Origin of the sequence: Streptomyces sp. Tu 3180, assembly GCF_009852415.1 — a bacterium.
Lineage (GTDB): Bacteria > Actinomycetota > Actinomycetes > Streptomycetales > Streptomycetaceae > Streptomyces.
In genome coordinates, this window is sequence record NZ_WOXS01000002.1 from 7,373,508 (window position 1) to 7,388,802 (window position 15,295).

Below are 15,295 nucleotides of genomic sequence, written 5' to 3' on the forward strand. Positions count from 1 at the left end.
GGGCCCGCCCGGCCGGGCGCGTGCGCGTCCGTCACGAGGCGGAGCGGTCCGCCTCGACCGGGTGGGCCGGATGGGGGTGCCCGGGGAGGAAGGTCACCTGGGGCGCTCCGGTGCGGGGGTGGACGGCGACCTCGCTCGCCGGACCGCCGGGCAGGTCCGTGTCCATCAGGCGGGGACGGCGGCCGAGCGCCGCCTCGACCGTCGCCTCGTACACGTTGACGCCCAGCGCCCGGCACATGCCCTCCCCGACCAGGGCGCCCCCGATCCGCGGGTTGATCTCGACGACCTCCGGGCCGCCGGTGGTCAGGACGAACTCCACGTGCGCGAAACGGTCGGTGTAGCCGATCGCCGCGAGCACCTCGCCGAGCCACCGCTCCAGCACGGACCGCCGGGCCTCCGGGAAGGCCACGGGAAACGCCGTGATCTCCTCCCGGAAGCACGGCTCCGGTGACATCAGCCGGCTGGAGACGCCCAGCAGCCGGGTCCGGCCGGCCCAGGTGAGGGTCTCGGCGCTGTACACCGGCCCGCTGAAGTACGGCTCCGCGAACAGCCGCCCTCTCAGCTCCCGCCCGGCCGCCCCGTCGAGGGCCGCCTCCAGCTCCGGCTCGTCGCGGACCAGCCAGACGTTCTGGCTCCCGGTGCCCGCCGTGTCCTTGAGGACGGCGGGCAGACCGACCTCCTTGAGCAGCACGTCCCTCAGTTCCGCTCCGGGCGCCTCCACGGCCCGCCCGCGCGTCAGCCCGGCGTCGTGCAGCCGGTTCCGTACGGCCGCCTTGTCCCGGGTCAGCCGGAGCACGGCCGGATCGAGCCCGGGCAGGCCGAGACGGTCCGCGAGCTCGGCACCGGCCAGTGTCCAGGTGTCGGTCGAGCTGATCAGGCCGCGCGGCCGAGGCGTCCGGCGGAGCAGATCCGTGAGCCCTTCCACGTCGAAGGTGTCGGTGACGACGACGTCGAGGGCGTCCGCCGGAAGCCTCTCCAGCTCGTAGGAGTAGGAGGCGCGGTCGCGTGTGAGCAGGATGAGCCGCTCGCCGAGTGCGTCGGCGGCGCGCACCAGGTGTCCGAGGCCGAAGGTGAGTGACTCCAGGCAGACCACGCTCATGCCGCTCGCTCCTTGCGGCCGGCCGGGCGGGCGGTGCGCCGCCAGGCCATCCTGGACCAGGGCATGGACATCTCCTCGGGGGCGGAGACCTCGACCGGTTTCAGCGCGGCGGGGTCCAGGGCTTCCGTGTGGCGGGCGAAGACGCGCTCGACGTAGCGGTGTCCGGTGTCGGCGCCGACCACCGGGTGCAGCCGGTCGGGGTGGCGCCGGGCCTCGTACGTCGCGGCCAGGTGTCCGGCGCCGGTGGACAGCCCGGCGAAGACGGCGTGGTCGCGCAGCAGGGCGACCGTGCCGGACATGGCGTGGGTGAAGTCCAGCCAGTGAACGGCGTCGTAGAGGTGGTGGCGGACGTTGCCGAAGACGATCGACGACCCGATGCCGGCGATGATCGCCTCCGGGTCGTGGTGGTCCTGGCTGCCGAAGGTGACACTGCCGAAGGGCTGGACGCCGACCGGCCGCACCGAGGGGTCGGTGGCGCGCAGGCGTTCCACGAGGCCGCCCGTGGAGGCCCCCGACCCCACCCCTCCGACGACGGTCAGCGCGGTCGAGGGGAACGCGGCCGTGATCCGGTCCGCCACCTCGTGGTAGCCGAGGTAGTGGACGTCGTCGTGGTACTGGCGCATCCAGTGCCAGCCGGGGTGATCGGCGAGGATCTCCTTCACCCGCCGCACCCGCAGCTCCTGGTCCAGCTTGAGGTCCTTCGAGGGTCTGACCTGTTCCACGGTGGCGCCGAGGATCTCCGGCTGGGCGCGGGTGGTGGTGTCCACGGTGGTGGACGCGACGACGTGGCAGCGCATGCCGTAGCGGTGGCAGGCGAGCGCCAGGGCGTAGGCGTAGATGCCGCTGGAGCTGTCGATCAGGGTCTGTCCCGGGCGGATCGCGCCCCGCTCCAGGAGGTGGCGGACGGCGGCGAGCGCCGAGTAGATCTTCATCGACTCGAACCGGATCAGGACGAGGCCGTCGGTGAGCCGGACGAGATCCGGGACTTCAGGGCGTCGGCGATGCGGGGGTGGATCACCCGTAGCCTCCTTGGGCGAAGGAACACCGGTGGCCGAGCGAGTGGAAGAAGGCGGACAGTTCGGACTTGAGACCGGCGTCCAGGCGGCCGGGGAAGAGGTAGCCGATCAGGCAGCCCGTGTGGGCGACGAAGACGCCGTCGGCGCCGAACCGCTCCCGGTGGGCGAGCAGGCTGCCGAACGTCGCCTTGGGCAGCACGTTCTGCGACAGGGCGGCGCTGGCGGTCGCCGCCCGTGCGACGGCGGCCGGGTCGCCGGAGGCGAAACCTTTGAGCAGGTCGGTCAGGCACCGCTCGTACTCCTCCCCGTGCCGCCGGTAGTGCTCCAGCAGCAGGTCGGTGACGGCGGCGGTGTCCACGGTCCCGGGCTCGGTGGTGTACGCGGTGTGGAAGCCGATGTCCGTGCCCAGGCGCCGGACCACCCGGTGCCGGCCGCTGAGGTACAGCGCGAACTCGTCGAGGAACACGCTGTCGGCCCGCTCGATCGACGCCAGGACGCCCAGGACCACGTCCGTGTCGTACGGCAGGGCGAAGAGCCGGAACAGACAGCGCAGGGTCGCCACGATGTCGGCGGTGGAACTCGCCATCCCCACGCCCACCCGCAGGTCGGAGTGGGCGCTCCAGCGGCCCGGCGGCAGCGTGAGCCCGAAACGCTCCAGGAAGAGCCGGGCCGCCGTCGCGGACTTCTCGCCGAGGGGCAGCGGATTCGGCGGCTGCGCCCCGGGGGCGAAGTGCACCCGGGAGTGCCGCTCCACGGGAAAGGACACCACGGCGATGTCCGGATCGGCCCCCGCCCGCAGCGGGCCCTGGTAGAGCTCGCCCAGAGTGCCGTGGCAGACGCCGGACACGGTGCGGCCCGTCACGTACCCCTCCTGTCCGCGTCCTGGAACGCGACCGGGAGGGAGGCACCGCGCAGGGCGTGCCCTGCGGCCGTCCGCACCGCCAACCCGGTCCGCGAGGTCACCGTGCACAGCCCGCACGTCACGTGCGGGCGCAGCGGCAGGTCTTCGGACTCGCGGACCCGCCCACCGGGGATGCCGGCGGGCACCTACCGGCCGTCGCTTCCCGGCCCCGACGAGATACGGGCCCAGTGCTGTTGACGGCTTTCGTTCCCACTCACCGCCGCGGGACAGTCCCGGACTCCCACCGGGTTCCCTCTTGCGCCGGTCCGCCCGGCATCCGGCCGGACCGGCGGGCGCGAACCGACTGCGGGCATCAGCGTAGGGCGGCTCGCGCTCCGGCGGCAGGGGGTGCGGCGCCGGTTGTCCGGATGCGATCGGTGCCCCGGCGGGCGTCAGGGCCCTGCGTCGGCCGGGGACCACTCTGGCCGGATGTGGCCTCGGTGCTCCCGGCCGCCTCGGTCACACTGGTGCCTCCCGTCCCACGTGCACACCGCCCGTCGGTGTTCCGCGCCCCGGAAGGCCCAGGATGCTGCCAGAGACGACGCCGGAGGACGACGGCACGGCCGCACCGCCCGCCCGTGACAGGCGTCCGGCCGATCGCGTCGCCCTGCGCGCCGACCTGAGGGCCGCGCTGCCCGACGCGAGCGCGGCGGTGGTGGTCACGGCGCTCGTGTTCGTGTTGCTGTGGGCGCGCATGGAGTCGGGCGAGTCGGACACGGTCGCGGTCATGCCGTTCATGGACGACCCCGGCACGTACTGGATGTACCTGCTCAGCCAGGCGTTCGGCTGGTCGGGCCTGTTGTGGGCCTGGGGCACGGTCATGCTCGGTCTGCTGCTGTCCGGGCCGCGCCCCGCCCGGCTGCCGGTCCCCCGGCAGACCCTGGAGCGCTGGCACCGCACCACGAGCCTGACCACGATGGCCCTGATGTTCGCGCACGCGCTGATGTTCGCGGCGGAACTCGTGCGGTACGAGGCCCGGTTGACGTGGCTCGAACGGCTGTGGGCGGGCTTCGCGGACACGTTCGTGCCCGGCTGGTACGACTCCGGCACCGGCCAGGTAGCCATCCCCCTCGGCCAGGGCGCCCTCTACCTGGCCGTTCCCCTCGGCCTGCTGTTCTACGTCCGGCACCGCATCGGCGCCGGCACCTGGCGCCGCCTGCACCGCTTCGTCATCGTCGTGTACGTGCTGAGCGTGTGGCACACCCTGCTGTACGGCACCAACGTCTGGTACGGCGAGTGGCCGCGCACCGTCCTGTGGCTGCTCCAACTCCCGGTCGCGGCACTGCTGCTGGCTCGGCTGCTGCGGCCCGCCCGGCGGGCCGAGCGACTGGGCGGGCCGGGACGGCGCGGGGGCGTGTCGCTGCCGGGCTGGGGGGTGCGGGCCGCCGGCCGGGTGGCCGCCGGGGCCGTCGTGGTGGGGCTGGTCGTCGTGGTGGTGTCCGGTCATGACGGCGGCCGGGAACGCCCGGCCGAGCCGCCCTCGACGAGCCCGCACGCTCCCGAGCCGGAGTGACCCACGGCCGCCGGGAGGGGCGGGTCCGGCGCAGGCGCCCGAGGGCGGGCGGCCGGCTGATGCGATGATGACCGGCGACAGGGCGACGACGGTCCGAGGAAGCCGGTGCGAATCCGGCGCGGTCCCGCCACTGTGATCGGCGAGCGGATCCCGAACGGGCCACTGCCCCGCGCAGGGCGGGAAGGCCGGGACGAGCCACGACCCGAGAGCCAGGAGACTCACGTCGTCGCCTCCTCGAAGGACACCGGGGCGGAGCTCCCCGGAGGAGAGGGGTGGTTCGGCGTGCCCGGGACGACGGAGGGTCAGGCGTTCGGCGCCGAGGAGGCTGCGCAACCGGTCGGCGCCGTGCCGTGCCGGGTCGTCGTGTGCCGCGACTGCTGCTGCGGCACCGCGAAGGTGACCGGCGTCGACCACGCCGCGCAGACCGAGCGTCTGCGTGCCGAGGCGCCCGTGCGCGTCTCCGACTGCCTGGACGTGTGCGACCAGGCCAACGTGGTCGTCGTGCAGCCCTCCTCCGCCGGGCGGGCGGCCGGAGCCCGGCCGGTGTGGCTCGGCCTGGTCAACGACCCGGCGGCGACGGAGGACGTCGCCGCCTGGGTACGGGCGGGCGGTCCCGGCGTCGCTCCCCGGCCGGAGATCCTCGACCTGTACGCCTTCACCCCGCCGCGCCGCCGCACGGCCCCCTGAACGGCCGAGGACCGCTGCCGCGCCGGAGCGGCAGCGCAACGGGGCCGCGGGCGGGACGGCGCGGGCCGCCCGCGAGGGCACCCCCCCGGCAGCCGCCCGGTCAGCTGCTGCCGGGGGTTCCCTGCGGGGACGACCCGCTCTCGGCCGCGGCCGGGCGGGCCGCCCGGCTCACGCGGTGTGGATCTCCAGGGCGGTACGCACGGCGGACTCCACGGCCCCCTCGATCCACGCGGGCTTCACGGACGTGTGGTCCCCGGCGAAGTGCAACGGCCCTTCGCGCACGGGGACGGCGGGCAGCAGCTCCGTGTGCTGCCCGGGCAGCAGCACGGACGCCTCCCCGTAGGCGTAGGGGTCGCGCAGCCAGCTCTGCGTGCGGCCCGCGCCGGTGTAGAAGACCTCGATGCGCCGGCCGTAGACCTGCTGGAGGCCGCACAGCGCGCGCGGATACCGTGCGTCGTCGTCCAGGGAGTCCCAGCGCAGGGCGTCGTCCGCCCAGCTGTAGGAGGCCAGGACCACACCCCCCGCGCTGCCCGGAACCGGATGGGAGGGGTGGAACATGAACCGGTTGGCGTTGTCCGACACCGAGCCGCCGCCCACGACGCCGACCGCCTCCGGCTGGTCGCGCGTGATCGAGCGGTTGGCGGCGTAGTGGGTGCGCTGGCCCGCTGTGATGTGCCCGGCGGGCACGGAGGGGTGGGCGCCGAGCAGACTGCCGTCCGCGGCGGCGCGGCCGGTGCGGTAGGCGTCGTACAGATCCGGGTCGACGGCGCGCAGCTCCCTCTTCCAGTCCGCCTCGTCGAACTCCCACCAACGACGGCTGAACTCCAGCAGCACCTTGGTCGCGCTGTCGTAGTGCAGTTCGCAGACCGCCCGGCGCTTGCCGTACGACAGGGGCGGGTCGACCTGCACGTGGCGCAGCCCGGAGAACGGCACCGTGACCACGGCGACGTCCGCGGTGAACTGTTCGCGTACGACGGGACCGCCGCGGCCCTCCGACACGGTGTCCACCCACACGTGCGGACCCTTGCCCCGGACGTGCCCGGTGTCCGGGGAGGGACGGTCCGGGTGGTGGTACTCGATGCGTGTGACACGGCGGTCGAACCGCACGTCCTCCCGCACGCGTTCCAGCAGGGCGTCCGGCAGTACGGCCGTGCCGCCCTCCAGCTCGTAGAAGGGCGTGTCGGGGCTGATCAGGGAGGAGCCGATGAAACTGTGGATGAAGGACAGGGGAAGGCGTGAGGTGAGGTTCTCCAGGGTGCCGATCAGGTCGACGGTCCGTTCGTCGAGGCCGGCGTGCTCGGTCAGGAAGCGGAACATCGACCAGTCACCGAACCGCTGCACCACGCGGGCCCAGCCCCGCAACTGCTCCGGGAGCGGCTTCCCGACCCGCTTGCCGTCGCGGCCGACGTGACTGAACTCGTCGCGCACCGGATCCAGCGCGGAGCGCAGGACGGCGGCGGCGGGGGTGTCCCAGTGGGCCCGGGGGACACCGAACGACCGGTTCACGCGCCGGGGCGCGCGGGCGTAGTCGGCGCGCCGCACGCGGACACCGTTGACGTGGATCCAGGTGCGGTGGGCGGGACGTCCCCCGCCGTCGACGTCGACGTAGTGGAAACGCCGCTTCTTCAGGCCGAACTGGTCGATCAGCTCCATCACCAGGGGGTGGCTGCCCGGGATGCGCATCGCGCCCGCCTCGGCGTACTGGCGGGGATCGGCGAAGGGCTGCTCGGCGCGTTCGTGGCCGCCGCTGCGGAAGGTCTTGACGCGCCCGCCCGCCCGGTTGCCGTTGGCCTCCAGCACCGTCACCCGGTGACCTGCCCCCTTCAGCAGCCAGGCGGCCACGAGACCGGCCGGGCCGGCACCGATGACCAGGACGTCCTTGGGCCGTGCCCGTCGCTGGGCCGGCAGTCCCTTCCGGAGGACGTTCTGGTAACGCGGGACGAGGGGGCGGTCGTCGGAGTCCAGGACGAGGAGTGCGCGGGCGACGGCCAGGCACCGGTCGAAGTCGGCGCCGCGCCTGCCGGCCGGGGCGGCCGGTGCGGGCAGCGCCGCGGCGACGCCGCCGGTCAGGGCCGTGGCCACCGTGGCCGTGCCGGCCACCGCCGCGAAACTCCTCCGGGAGAAGCCGCCGTCCGGACGCACCACTGCGTGATCTTCAGTCATGGCGGCCTTTGTACCGACGGCCGTGACCGGGCACCCGTCCTTCGCTCCGGCGTTGACCCGAAGGAGCTAAGCGGCGGCGAACCCTGACGTCACGGCGGATCCGCCGAGGTGAACGGCCTGGCAGACCCGAAGGGATGAACGCCGCGCGAGCTCCGTCCGACGCGGTGACCGATCCCCCACACTGCGACGTGCGGATCCACATCCGTGCTCTCCGGCGGGCCCGCGCGGCGCATCGCGTACGCGGCGCCGACGCGGCCCTGCGGGAGTTCGGGGCGAGGGAGGGGGGAAGGATGGCGCAGCGGCGCACTCCGTTCGGTGACAGGGCCCGCTACTGGTTCGACAGCACGCTGGCCCGCGGTGCCGCCGCCCTCGTCGGCTGGATGGCGCTGCTGTGCCTGGCCGTCGTCGTCCCGGCCAGTGCGGTGCTGGTGTGGACCGACCCCGGCGTGCCGGCGTCCCTGACGGACCGGCTGGCGCAGGTGTGGCACCTCACCGGGGAGACGCTGCGGCTGGGCGGTGCGACGGGCACGCCGCTGCGGGTGGCGATGTCGGTGCTGCTCGCACTGGTCACCCTGCTGTACGTCTCGACGCTCGTCGGCCTGATCACGACGGCGCTCACGGAGCGGCTCACCGCGCTGCGGCGGGGCCGTTCCACCGTGCTCGAACACGGGCACGCCGTGGTCCTGGGATTGTCCGAGCAGGTCTTCACGGTGGTCAGCGAGCTGGTGGCCGCCAACGCCAACCAGCGGCGCGCCGCGGTGGCGGTGCTGGCCGACCGGGACAAGACCCTCATGGAGGAGGCTCTGAGCACGAAGGTGGGCCCTGCCGGCCGTACGCGGCTGATCTGCCGCAGCGGCCCCACCACCGACCCGGCCGTGCTCTCCCTGACCAGCCCGGCCACGGCCGGTGTCGTGCTGGTCCTGCCCCACGACGAGCCCGACGCCGATGCCGAGGTGGTCAGGACACTGCTGGCGCTCAGGGCGGCCCTGGCCGGGGAGGGAGACCGTCCGCCCGTCGTCGCCGCCGTCCGGGACGACCGGTACCGCCTGGCCGCCCGTCTCGCCGCCGGACCGGGCGGCGTCGTCCTGGAGAGCGACACCGTCACCGCCCGGCTGATCGTCCAGGCCGCCTGCCGCCCCGGGCTCTCCCTGGTGCACCAGGAACTCCTCGACTTCGCCGGCGACGAGTTCTACCTGATCACCGAACCGGCCCTGGCCGGCCGCCCGTTCGGCGACGCGCTGCTGTCCTACCCGGCCTCGAGCGTCGTCGGGATGATGCGAGGGGACACCCCCTGCTCAACCCGCCGCCGGAGACCCCCATCGCCCCGGACGACCTGCTCGTCGTCATCTCCCGCGACGACGACACGGCCCGGCCGGCCGACTGCGCGGAGTTGGTCGAGGAGGCTTTGACGGCATCCGGCCCTCCGACGCCCGCGCGGGCGGAGCGGGTCCTCCTGCTGGGCTGGAACCGTCGGGCGCCGCTCATGATCGACCAGCTGCGACGCCGCGCCCGGCCCGGATCGGTCGTCGACGTGGTGGCCGACCACGGCGAAGCGACGGTCCGGCAGGTGAACGAGGCCGAGGCGAACGGCGGTTCCGGCCTGGTCCTGACGCTTCACCACGGGGACGTCACCCGTCCCGAGACCCTGCGACGCCTGGACGTCCACTCCTACGACAGCGTGATCGTGCTCGGCCGGGACCCCGTTCCCGGACAGCCGCCGGACGACCCCGACAACCACACGCTCGTCACCCTCCTGCTGCTGCGCCGGCTGGAGGAGGCCACCGGGCGCGAACTGCCGGTCGTCACCGAACTGACCGACGACCGGAACCGGGCACTGGCCCCCGTCGGCCCCGGGGCCGACGTGATCATCAGCGGCAAACTCATCGGCCTGCTCATGGCACAGATCTCCCAGAACCGGCACCTGGCGGCGGTGTTCGAGGAACTGTTCTCCGCGGACGGCGCCGGGGTCCGCCTGCGTCCGGCCACCGACTACGTGCTGCCCGGGTGCGAGACGTCCTTCGCCACGGCAGTGGCGGCGGCACGTCGTCGCGGCGAATGCGCCATCGGCTACCGAAGCCACGACGACTCGTCGACGAGCCCCGGCTACGGCGTGCGGATCAATCCGCCCAAGGACGAGCGGCGCCGCTGGACGGCCGAGGACGAAGTGGTCGTCATCGGCGGGGGAGGAGGCGCGGCAGGAGAAGGCCGAGGGGGAAGGGGGTCCGACCCGCCGCACCCGGGGGACCCGATCTGATGGCCGGGGAGCCCACGGGTCCCGCGGCCCCCCGGAAGCCGCGGCGTACCGGGAGCGCCGTGAACCGCACACGCGCCGCGCGGACCAGCGGATCACCTCCGACGGACCCGGAGCCGAGCCGTTCACACCACTGCGGCAGGCCGTCGAGCCGGCCGACGAGGCGTCGAGGGCCGGCTCGGCCTGGAACGCCACCACGGCCGCACCCCCGTCGGCGTCGTCGCCCGCGTCATGCAGCGCACCCTCACGCCGACCACCGCCGTCCGGCACGACGACCGGAGCGGACAGCCCGTCCCGCGCTCACTGACCGCCTACGACCACTGTTCCCCGGGACCGATCGTCCGGTGGGACGGTGCCAGGGTGCGCAGGACATCGAACGCGTTGCCCCCGGGATCGGCCATGACCACCCAGCTCCGGCCGGGACCCTGGCCCACGTCGGCCTCGGCGGCGCCGAGGCCGGGCAGTCCGGCCACCTCGTCGTCGGTACTGCGGTCGATCGGGCCGACGCCGAGGTGGAGCCGGTTCTTCACGGTCTTGCCCTCGGGCACCCGGACGAACACCGGGGTGGGCGGCATCCGGCGGGCCCGGACCTCCTCGACGGTCGGCACCCAGGAGCCGATCCCGGCCTCGCCCTCGCTCCGGTCGATCACCTCGAAGGCCAGGACCGCGCACCAGAAGGCCGCGAGCCGCTCCGGAGCGTGGCAGTCGACAACCCACCCGGTGAACCTACTGGTCATTACTCCCCCGGACAGTACGGACGGGAGCTCGGCCCATGAGGCCGCGCCGCCCTTCGGGACCGTGAAATGCTCGGCTCCGTCTCCCGTCCGGTGGTGACGGCACGTCATGACGGCCACGGACAGGCCCTCGGCTCCGGAGCCGCAGGCCCGCGTCCCCGCGGCCGGCCTTCCCGGGACCGACCGGTCGGCTCGGCGTCCGGTCGTGGGAGTCCGGCGCGACAAGGCCGAGGACCCGGTGCGATGTCGTCCGCCGCGGAACATCCAGGTCGGATCACCGGCCCCGCTCTCCGCGAGGTGGAGCTGCCCGGCCTTCACGATCCGGCACCGCCGAAGGCGAGAGGGAGCCGTTCGTCCGGCAGGCCTTCCACCGGCGCACGGATGCTTGCACGAGGGTGAACGCCGGTGCGGGTGCCCGGCAGCCGTGCCCCGCCGGGGACCCTCGACGGCCGGCCCGTGTGCGCCGTACGGTCGGCGACGATCACACCGGACCGGCCGGGCGCGCGATCCCGGCCGCGGGAAGGAAGGGCGGGGAGCGCCGATGGAGTACAAGGACCCCTGGATCAGACCACTGCGCGGTGCCGGAGCACCTCGCGCGCGCGTGCTCTTCTTTCCGCACGCCGGCGGCACCGCCGCGTTCTACGCGCCGTTCGCGCGCCGGTTCCCCGAGGGGTACGACGTCGCGGCCGTTCAGTACCCGGGGCGGCAGGAGCGCATGGGTGAACCGTTCGTGACGACCGTCGAAGGACTCGCCGACCGGCTGGTGCCGTCCTTACGGCGACGGGCGGCGGAACCCGTGCCGCTCGTGCTCGTCGGCCACAGCATGGGGGCGTCCGTCGCCTTCGAGTCGATGCTCCGGCTCGGGCGCGACCGGTTGACGGCGCACTGCCGTCTCGTGGTGTCCGGCCGGACCGCCCCCTCGGTACCGCGTGTGATCCCCGCCCCCGACTCCGACCAGGAGATCCTCGACCACCTCGCCGGTCTCGGCGGCACCGATCCGGCGGTCGTCCGCGACCCGGACCTCATGGACCTGTTCCTGCCCGTCCTGCGCAATGACTACCGGGCGGTCGCCCGGTACCGTCCGGTCCCCGGCGCCGCGGTGGACACGCCCGTCCTCTGCCTGACGGGGGACCGGGACCCGCAGGTCGCACCGGAGGAGGCCGCCGCCTGGAAGCGGCACACCACGGCCGGTTTCCGGCTGGAGGTCCTGCCCGGGGAGCACTTCTACCTGATGGACCATCAGGACACCGTCGTACGGCTCGTCGTCGGGTCCGCGGGCGTCGGCGGACGATGAGGGGCGGCGCCCCCGCGGTTCGCGGGGGCGCACGGCGCGGAGTACGGGGGCGTACGCCCGCGCACGCGTGATGCCGGTGAGCGCCGGTGACTTCCTCCGCGCACCAAGACGTTCCCCCGGGCCGGGTGCTCACCGGGGGCCCGTGCCGCGCGGAGTCCAGGCGCGCCGCCGTTCGGTCCGGCCGGAACCCGCGGGGTGACGTCCACGCGTCCGGGGCGAATGGTGCAGGTGGCGACGGTCGTGGCCCGCTGGGCGAAAGAGAAAGTCAACTTTTCACTCAGGCGGGGAGTTTGAGTGTGGAACGACGGGATACACGCGTGTCGCAGTGGGTCGTCGGCAGGTCATCTCCCCTTCAATTCCGGGGGGTTGCCATTCTGTGACCGAACGTGAAAACTGTGAGCGCATTCGGCCCGGACAGATCGCGCCGAAGCGTCTTTTTGGCGCGCAAAGCACTACATCATGGGACAGGGGAGTCCTGCGCGGGCCGCTGCGCGGGAGAAGTCGCTGGGGGATGGGTGATGTCTGCTTGGTGCCCGAGGCGTGTGTCGCCGGGTCGCGGGCGTGCGGGTCGGCCGGCCGTGCGCCGGACGCCCGGACCGCTCGGAACCGCCGCCCCTCCGTACGGCACCTGCCCCCGGGTCTGTTGACGCCCCGGGAGGTCACCGGCACTCCGTGAGGGGAGGACGGGCGGACGCTTCCGAGCGGCGACCGGCCCGGCCCGACCACGGATCGGCCACCTGACGCGGAGCGAAGGCTGCCGCGTGTGCCGCACCCGTTGACCACACCCGTGACAGCCACGGCTTCCCGCCCGGCGAACCCGCAGCTCCGTCGTGCCCGCGTGTCCTCATCCAAGGAGAAACGGTGACCAGCACACAACCGACCGCGACCGGATCCCCCCTGGAGGCGTTACCCGACCAGTGGCGGTCCTTGCGCGAGGCGGGCCCCGTGACCTACGACGAAGGGCAGGGGCAGTGGCGTGTCGTGGACCACCGGACGGTCTCCGCCGTTCTCGCCGACCCGGCGACGTACTCCTCCGACCTCACGTCGATCACCCCCACCCAGCAGGACTTCGAGGCCTTCCGGCAGGGCAACTTCGTCGGCATGGACCCGCCGGAACACCGCAAACTCCGCACCCTGGTGAGCCAGGCCTTCACCCCGAGAGTGGTCCAGGGGCTCGCACCGCGCATCGAGGCCGTGTGCGCGCGCCTGCTCGACGGGGTCGCCGACCGCGACCGGTTCGACCTGGTCGACACCCTCGCCTACCCCCTGCCGATCATCGTGATCGCCGAACTCCTCGGCGTCCCCGCCGACGACCACAGACTGTTCCAGGAGTGGGCCGGCACCCTCTTCGGCGGCGACCAGCTCGGCGACAGCCTCGACATGGCCGACCTGGAACGGGCGCTGGAGGCCATCGCCCCGACCGTGCGCGAGATGAACGGCTACGTGCTGGACCACATCCGGCGCTGCCGCGCCCACCCGGGGGACGACCTCACCAGCAGACTCCTCACCGCCGAGGTGGACGGAGCGCGCCTGGCGGACGAGGAGATCGTCGGATTCGTCGCCCTGCTGCTGGTCGCCGGGCACATCACCACCACCGCGCTGCTCGGCAACGCCGTGGTCACCTTCGACCGGCACCCCGGTGCCCTCGACGCACTGCGTGAGGACCCGGGCCGGCTGCCGGACGCCGTGGAGGAGGTGCTGCGCTGGCTGCCGCCCTTCCCCGAACTGGGGCGGCGCACCACCCGCCCGGTGCTGCTCGGCGGCCACGAGATCCCGGCCGACACCCTGTTGACGGCACACCTGGGCGCCGCCAACCGTGACCCCTCCCGCTTCACGGCTCCGGACGTCTTCGACGTGACCCGCAGCCCGAACCCCCACCTGACCTTCGGCCACGGCATCCACTTCTGCTTCGGCGCACCTCTGGCCCGGCTGGAGGCACGGATCGCGCTGCATATGCTGATGGAACGTTTCCCCAGTATCACGGTCCCCTCCTACGACGACGTCGCGTACCAGAACCCGGCCGTCATCGTCGGCGTACGCCACCTGCCGATCGCCGTCACCAGACCGTGACGCCGCCGACGCGCGCATGCCCCACCGCTCACCCGGGGCCGGCCGCGTTCCCTCCCCGCACCCGTCCCCACCAGGAGTCACCTCCCCATGCCCTACTCCACCGTCGCTCCGGCCACCGACCGGACATCGTCCCCGCTGCACCGGGAACTGCAGAGCCGGCTCGACCTCCTCGCGCACGCCCACCGCGTCCCCGGCGCCCAACTGGCCGTCCACACCGGCACGCACACCCTCAGCGTGCACACCGGTACGGCCGACGCCCTGACGGGAACGCCGTTCACCGCGGACACGGCCGTACCCCTGGGCTCCGTCACCAAGCTCGGCACGGCCGCCGCCGTGCTGCTCCTCGTCGAGGACGGAGACCTCGGCCTCGACGAGCCCGTCGCCGAACTGCTGCCCGAGTTCGGGCCGTTACCCGAGGTGACGGTGCGTCACCTGCTCAGTCACACCGCCGGCCTGCCCACCGGGCCCGACTCCGACAGCGCCGCCGGCGCCACCGCCGCGCGCTACCTCTCGGCCGTCTGCACCGCGCAGTACGCCCTGTTCACGCCGGGAACCGGCTTCTCCTACTCCAACGCCGGCTACGTCGCCGCCGGCCGGCTCGTGTCCGAAGTGACCGGCATGACCTGGCAGGAAGCGGTGCGGGCACTCCTCCTCGAACCGCTGGACATCGTCCCCGCCTTCCTCGGCGACGCCGCCCCCGCGCGGCCGGCCGCCGCCGGCCACGCCCGCAACACGGCCACGGGCCTGGTGCGCCCGGCCCGCCAGAACCTCGCCCCGGTGGAGGCTCCGGCCGGAGCCCTGCTGGCGAGCGCCGAGGACCTGATGGCCCTGGGAAGGGCCCTCGTCGGCCGGTCCACCGTCCTGCCCGCGTCCGCCGCCGCCCTGATGCGCCGCCCCGAACCGGCCGCCGACCCCGGTGCCCTGGCGGACTCCTGGGGCCTGGGCCCGGCCCTCTTCGAGCAGGACGGCCGCGTGTGGTGCGGCCACGACGGGAACGCCCAGGGAACCTCCTGCCATCTGCGGGCGGAGCCGGACAGCGGCGTGGTCGTCGCCTTCACCGGCAACTCCGGCGGCGCCACCGCCCTGTGGCGGGACCTCGCCGCCGACCTCCTCCGGCTCACCGGCATACGCGTGCCGGCCGCCCCGGCCACCGCCCGCCGCGGCCCCGCCGTACCGCTGCCGGAGTGCGCCGGCACCTACCGCAACGGGGGCACCGAGTACACGGTCAAACTCGACGGGGACGGCGTGCCGACCCTGTCCGTCGACGGCGACTGTCCCATCCCGCTGGTGTGCTACCCGGACCTGTCCTGCGACCTGGTCGACCCGGCGACGGGCCGGCACGAGCCCGGCGGCCGGTTCCACCGCGACCCCGCCACCGGGGCCATCGACCGCCTGCAGATATCCGGGCGCACCGCGCGCCGCACCGGCACCGTCTGACCGGGCCCGCGCCCGCGCCACGCACCCGCCCCGTACGCACGGACCCCCGCACCGCCGAGGTGTGACCGCAGACCGCCCGAGACCGGTGCGGCGGGTCCGCGCGCCGCCCCACGCCCGAAGGACTTCACCC

9 protein-coding genes, 2 pseudogenes and 2 riboswitches are annotated in these 15,295 nt (G+C 73.8%); of the genes and pseudogenes, 6 read left to right on the forward strand and 5 right to left on the reverse strand.

Features of this window, described 5'->3' with window-relative positions:
- Window positions 1-31 precede the first annotated feature (31 nt).
- From GL259_RS33605 to GL259_RS33615, 3 genes and pseudogenes are all read right to left on the reverse strand, one after another.
- Window positions 32-1,099 (reverse strand): ATP-grasp domain-containing protein, encoded by a 1,068-nt coding sequence (locus tag GL259_RS33605; RefSeq protein ID WP_243762465.1) that lies wholly within the window; start codon window positions 1,097-1,099, stop codon window positions 32-34.
- Window positions 1,096-2,117, reverse strand: a pseudogene (locus GL259_RS33610) (cysteine synthase family protein). The gene GL259_RS33605 and the pseudogene GL259_RS33610 overlap by 4 nt, the downstream one beginning before the upstream one ends.
- The gene (locus GL259_RS33615) at window positions 2,114-2,977 is read right to left on the reverse strand and encodes a hypothetical protein (RefSeq protein ID WP_159537032.1); all 864 of its coding nucleotides are present in this window, start codon (window positions 2,975-2,977) and stop codon (window positions 2,114-2,116) included. The pseudogene GL259_RS33610 and the gene GL259_RS33615 overlap by 4 nt, the downstream one beginning before the upstream one ends.
- Before the next feature lie 138 nt (window positions 2,978-3,115).
- Window positions 3,116-3,274: riboswitch (cobalamin riboswitch) on the reverse strand.
- Window positions 3,275-3,542: 268 nt separating this feature from the next.
- Here GL259_RS33615 and GL259_RS33620 point away from each other — a divergent pair.
- Both GL259_RS33620 and GL259_RS33625 read left to right on the forward strand, forming a co-directional pair.
- On the forward strand, window positions 3,543-4,529 hold the full coding sequence (locus tag GL259_RS33620) for a ferric reductase-like transmembrane domain-containing protein (RefSeq protein WP_159537033.1): 987 nt from the start codon (window positions 3,543-3,545) through the stop codon (window positions 4,527-4,529).
- 95 nt (window positions 4,530-4,624) lie between these two features.
- A riboswitch (cobalamin riboswitch) is annotated at window positions 4,625-4,749 on the forward strand.
- A gap of 125 nt (window positions 4,750-4,874) precedes the next feature.
- Window positions 4,875-5,216: a (2Fe-2S) ferredoxin domain-containing protein gene (locus GL259_RS33625; RefSeq protein WP_166461683.1), complete on the forward strand. Its 342-nt coding sequence runs from the start codon at window positions 4,875-4,877 to the stop codon at window positions 5,214-5,216.
- A 168-nt stretch (window positions 5,217-5,384) separates the two neighbouring features.
- On the opposite strand, the gene GL259_RS33630 is transcribed toward GL259_RS33625, so the two are convergent.
- Window positions 5,385-7,379, reverse strand: coding sequence for an NAD(P)/FAD-dependent oxidoreductase (locus GL259_RS33630; RefSeq protein WP_159537035.1), 1,995 nt, complete (start codon window positions 7,377-7,379; stop codon window positions 5,385-5,387).
- Window positions 7,380-7,669: 290 nt separating this feature from the next.
- Between GL259_RS33630 and GL259_RS33635 the strand changes: the two are divergent.
- A pseudogene (locus GL259_RS33635) lies at window positions 7,670-9,633 on the forward strand (NAD-binding lipoprotein).
- Window positions 9,634-9,941: 308 nt separating this feature from the next.
- Here GL259_RS33635 and GL259_RS33640 read toward each other — a convergent pair.
- A complete protein-coding gene (locus GL259_RS33640) occupies window positions 9,942-10,367 on the reverse strand; it encodes a VOC family protein (RefSeq protein WP_159537036.1) in 426 nt (141 codons plus the stop codon).
- 538 nt (window positions 10,368-10,905) lie between these two features.
- Between GL259_RS33640 and GL259_RS33645 the strand changes: the two genes are divergently transcribed.
- The 3 genes from GL259_RS33645 to GL259_RS33655 all read left to right on the forward strand — a co-directional run bounded on the left by GL259_RS33645 (window position 10,906) and on the right by GL259_RS33655 (window position 15,165).
- Window positions 10,906-11,658 carry an alpha/beta fold hydrolase gene (locus GL259_RS33645; RefSeq protein ID WP_159537037.1) on the forward strand — a complete coding sequence of 251 codons (753 nt, stop codon included), beginning with the start codon at window positions 10,906-10,908 and terminating at the stop codon, window positions 11,656-11,658.
- An 861-nt stretch (window positions 11,659-12,519) separates the two neighbouring features.
- On the forward strand, window positions 12,520-13,728 hold the full coding sequence (locus GL259_RS33650; protein WP_159537038.1) for a cytochrome P450: 1,209 nt from the start codon (window positions 12,520-12,522) through the stop codon (window positions 13,726-13,728).
- 87 nt (window positions 13,729-13,815) lie between these two features.
- Complete coding sequence (locus tag GL259_RS33655; RefSeq protein ID WP_159537039.1) at window positions 13,816-15,165, forward strand: serine hydrolase domain-containing protein; 1,350 nt, start codon at window positions 13,816-13,818, stop codon at window positions 15,163-15,165.
- The last annotated feature ends 130 nt before the right edge of the window (window positions 15,166-15,295 follow it).

What these genes read in the sequence shown, in the direction of transcription:
- GL259_RS33605 (WP_243762465.1), bottom strand. Translation starts at nt 1,099, where the DNA reads ATGAGCGTGGTCTGCCTGGAGTCACTCACCTTCGGCCTCGGACACCTG.
- GL259_RS33620 (WP_159537033.1), top strand. Translation starts at nt 3,543, where the DNA reads ATGCTGCCAGAGACGACGCCGGAGGACGACGGCACGGCCGCACCGCCC.
- GL259_RS33630 (WP_159537035.1), bottom strand. Translation starts at nt 7,379, where the DNA reads ATGACTGAAGATCACGCAGTGGTGCGTCCGGACGGCGGCTTCTCCCGG.
- GL259_RS33640 (WP_159537036.1), bottom strand. Translation starts at nt 10,367, where the DNA reads ATGACCAGTAGGTTCACCGGGTGGGTTGTCGACTGCCACGCTCCGGAG.
- GL259_RS33645 (WP_159537037.1), top strand. Translation starts at nt 10,906, where the DNA reads ATGGAGTACAAGGACCCCTGGATCAGACCACTGCGCGGTGCCGGAGCA.
- GL259_RS33655 (WP_159537039.1), top strand. Translation starts at nt 13,816, where the DNA reads ATGCCCTACTCCACCGTCGCTCCGGCCACCGACCGGACATCGTCCCCG.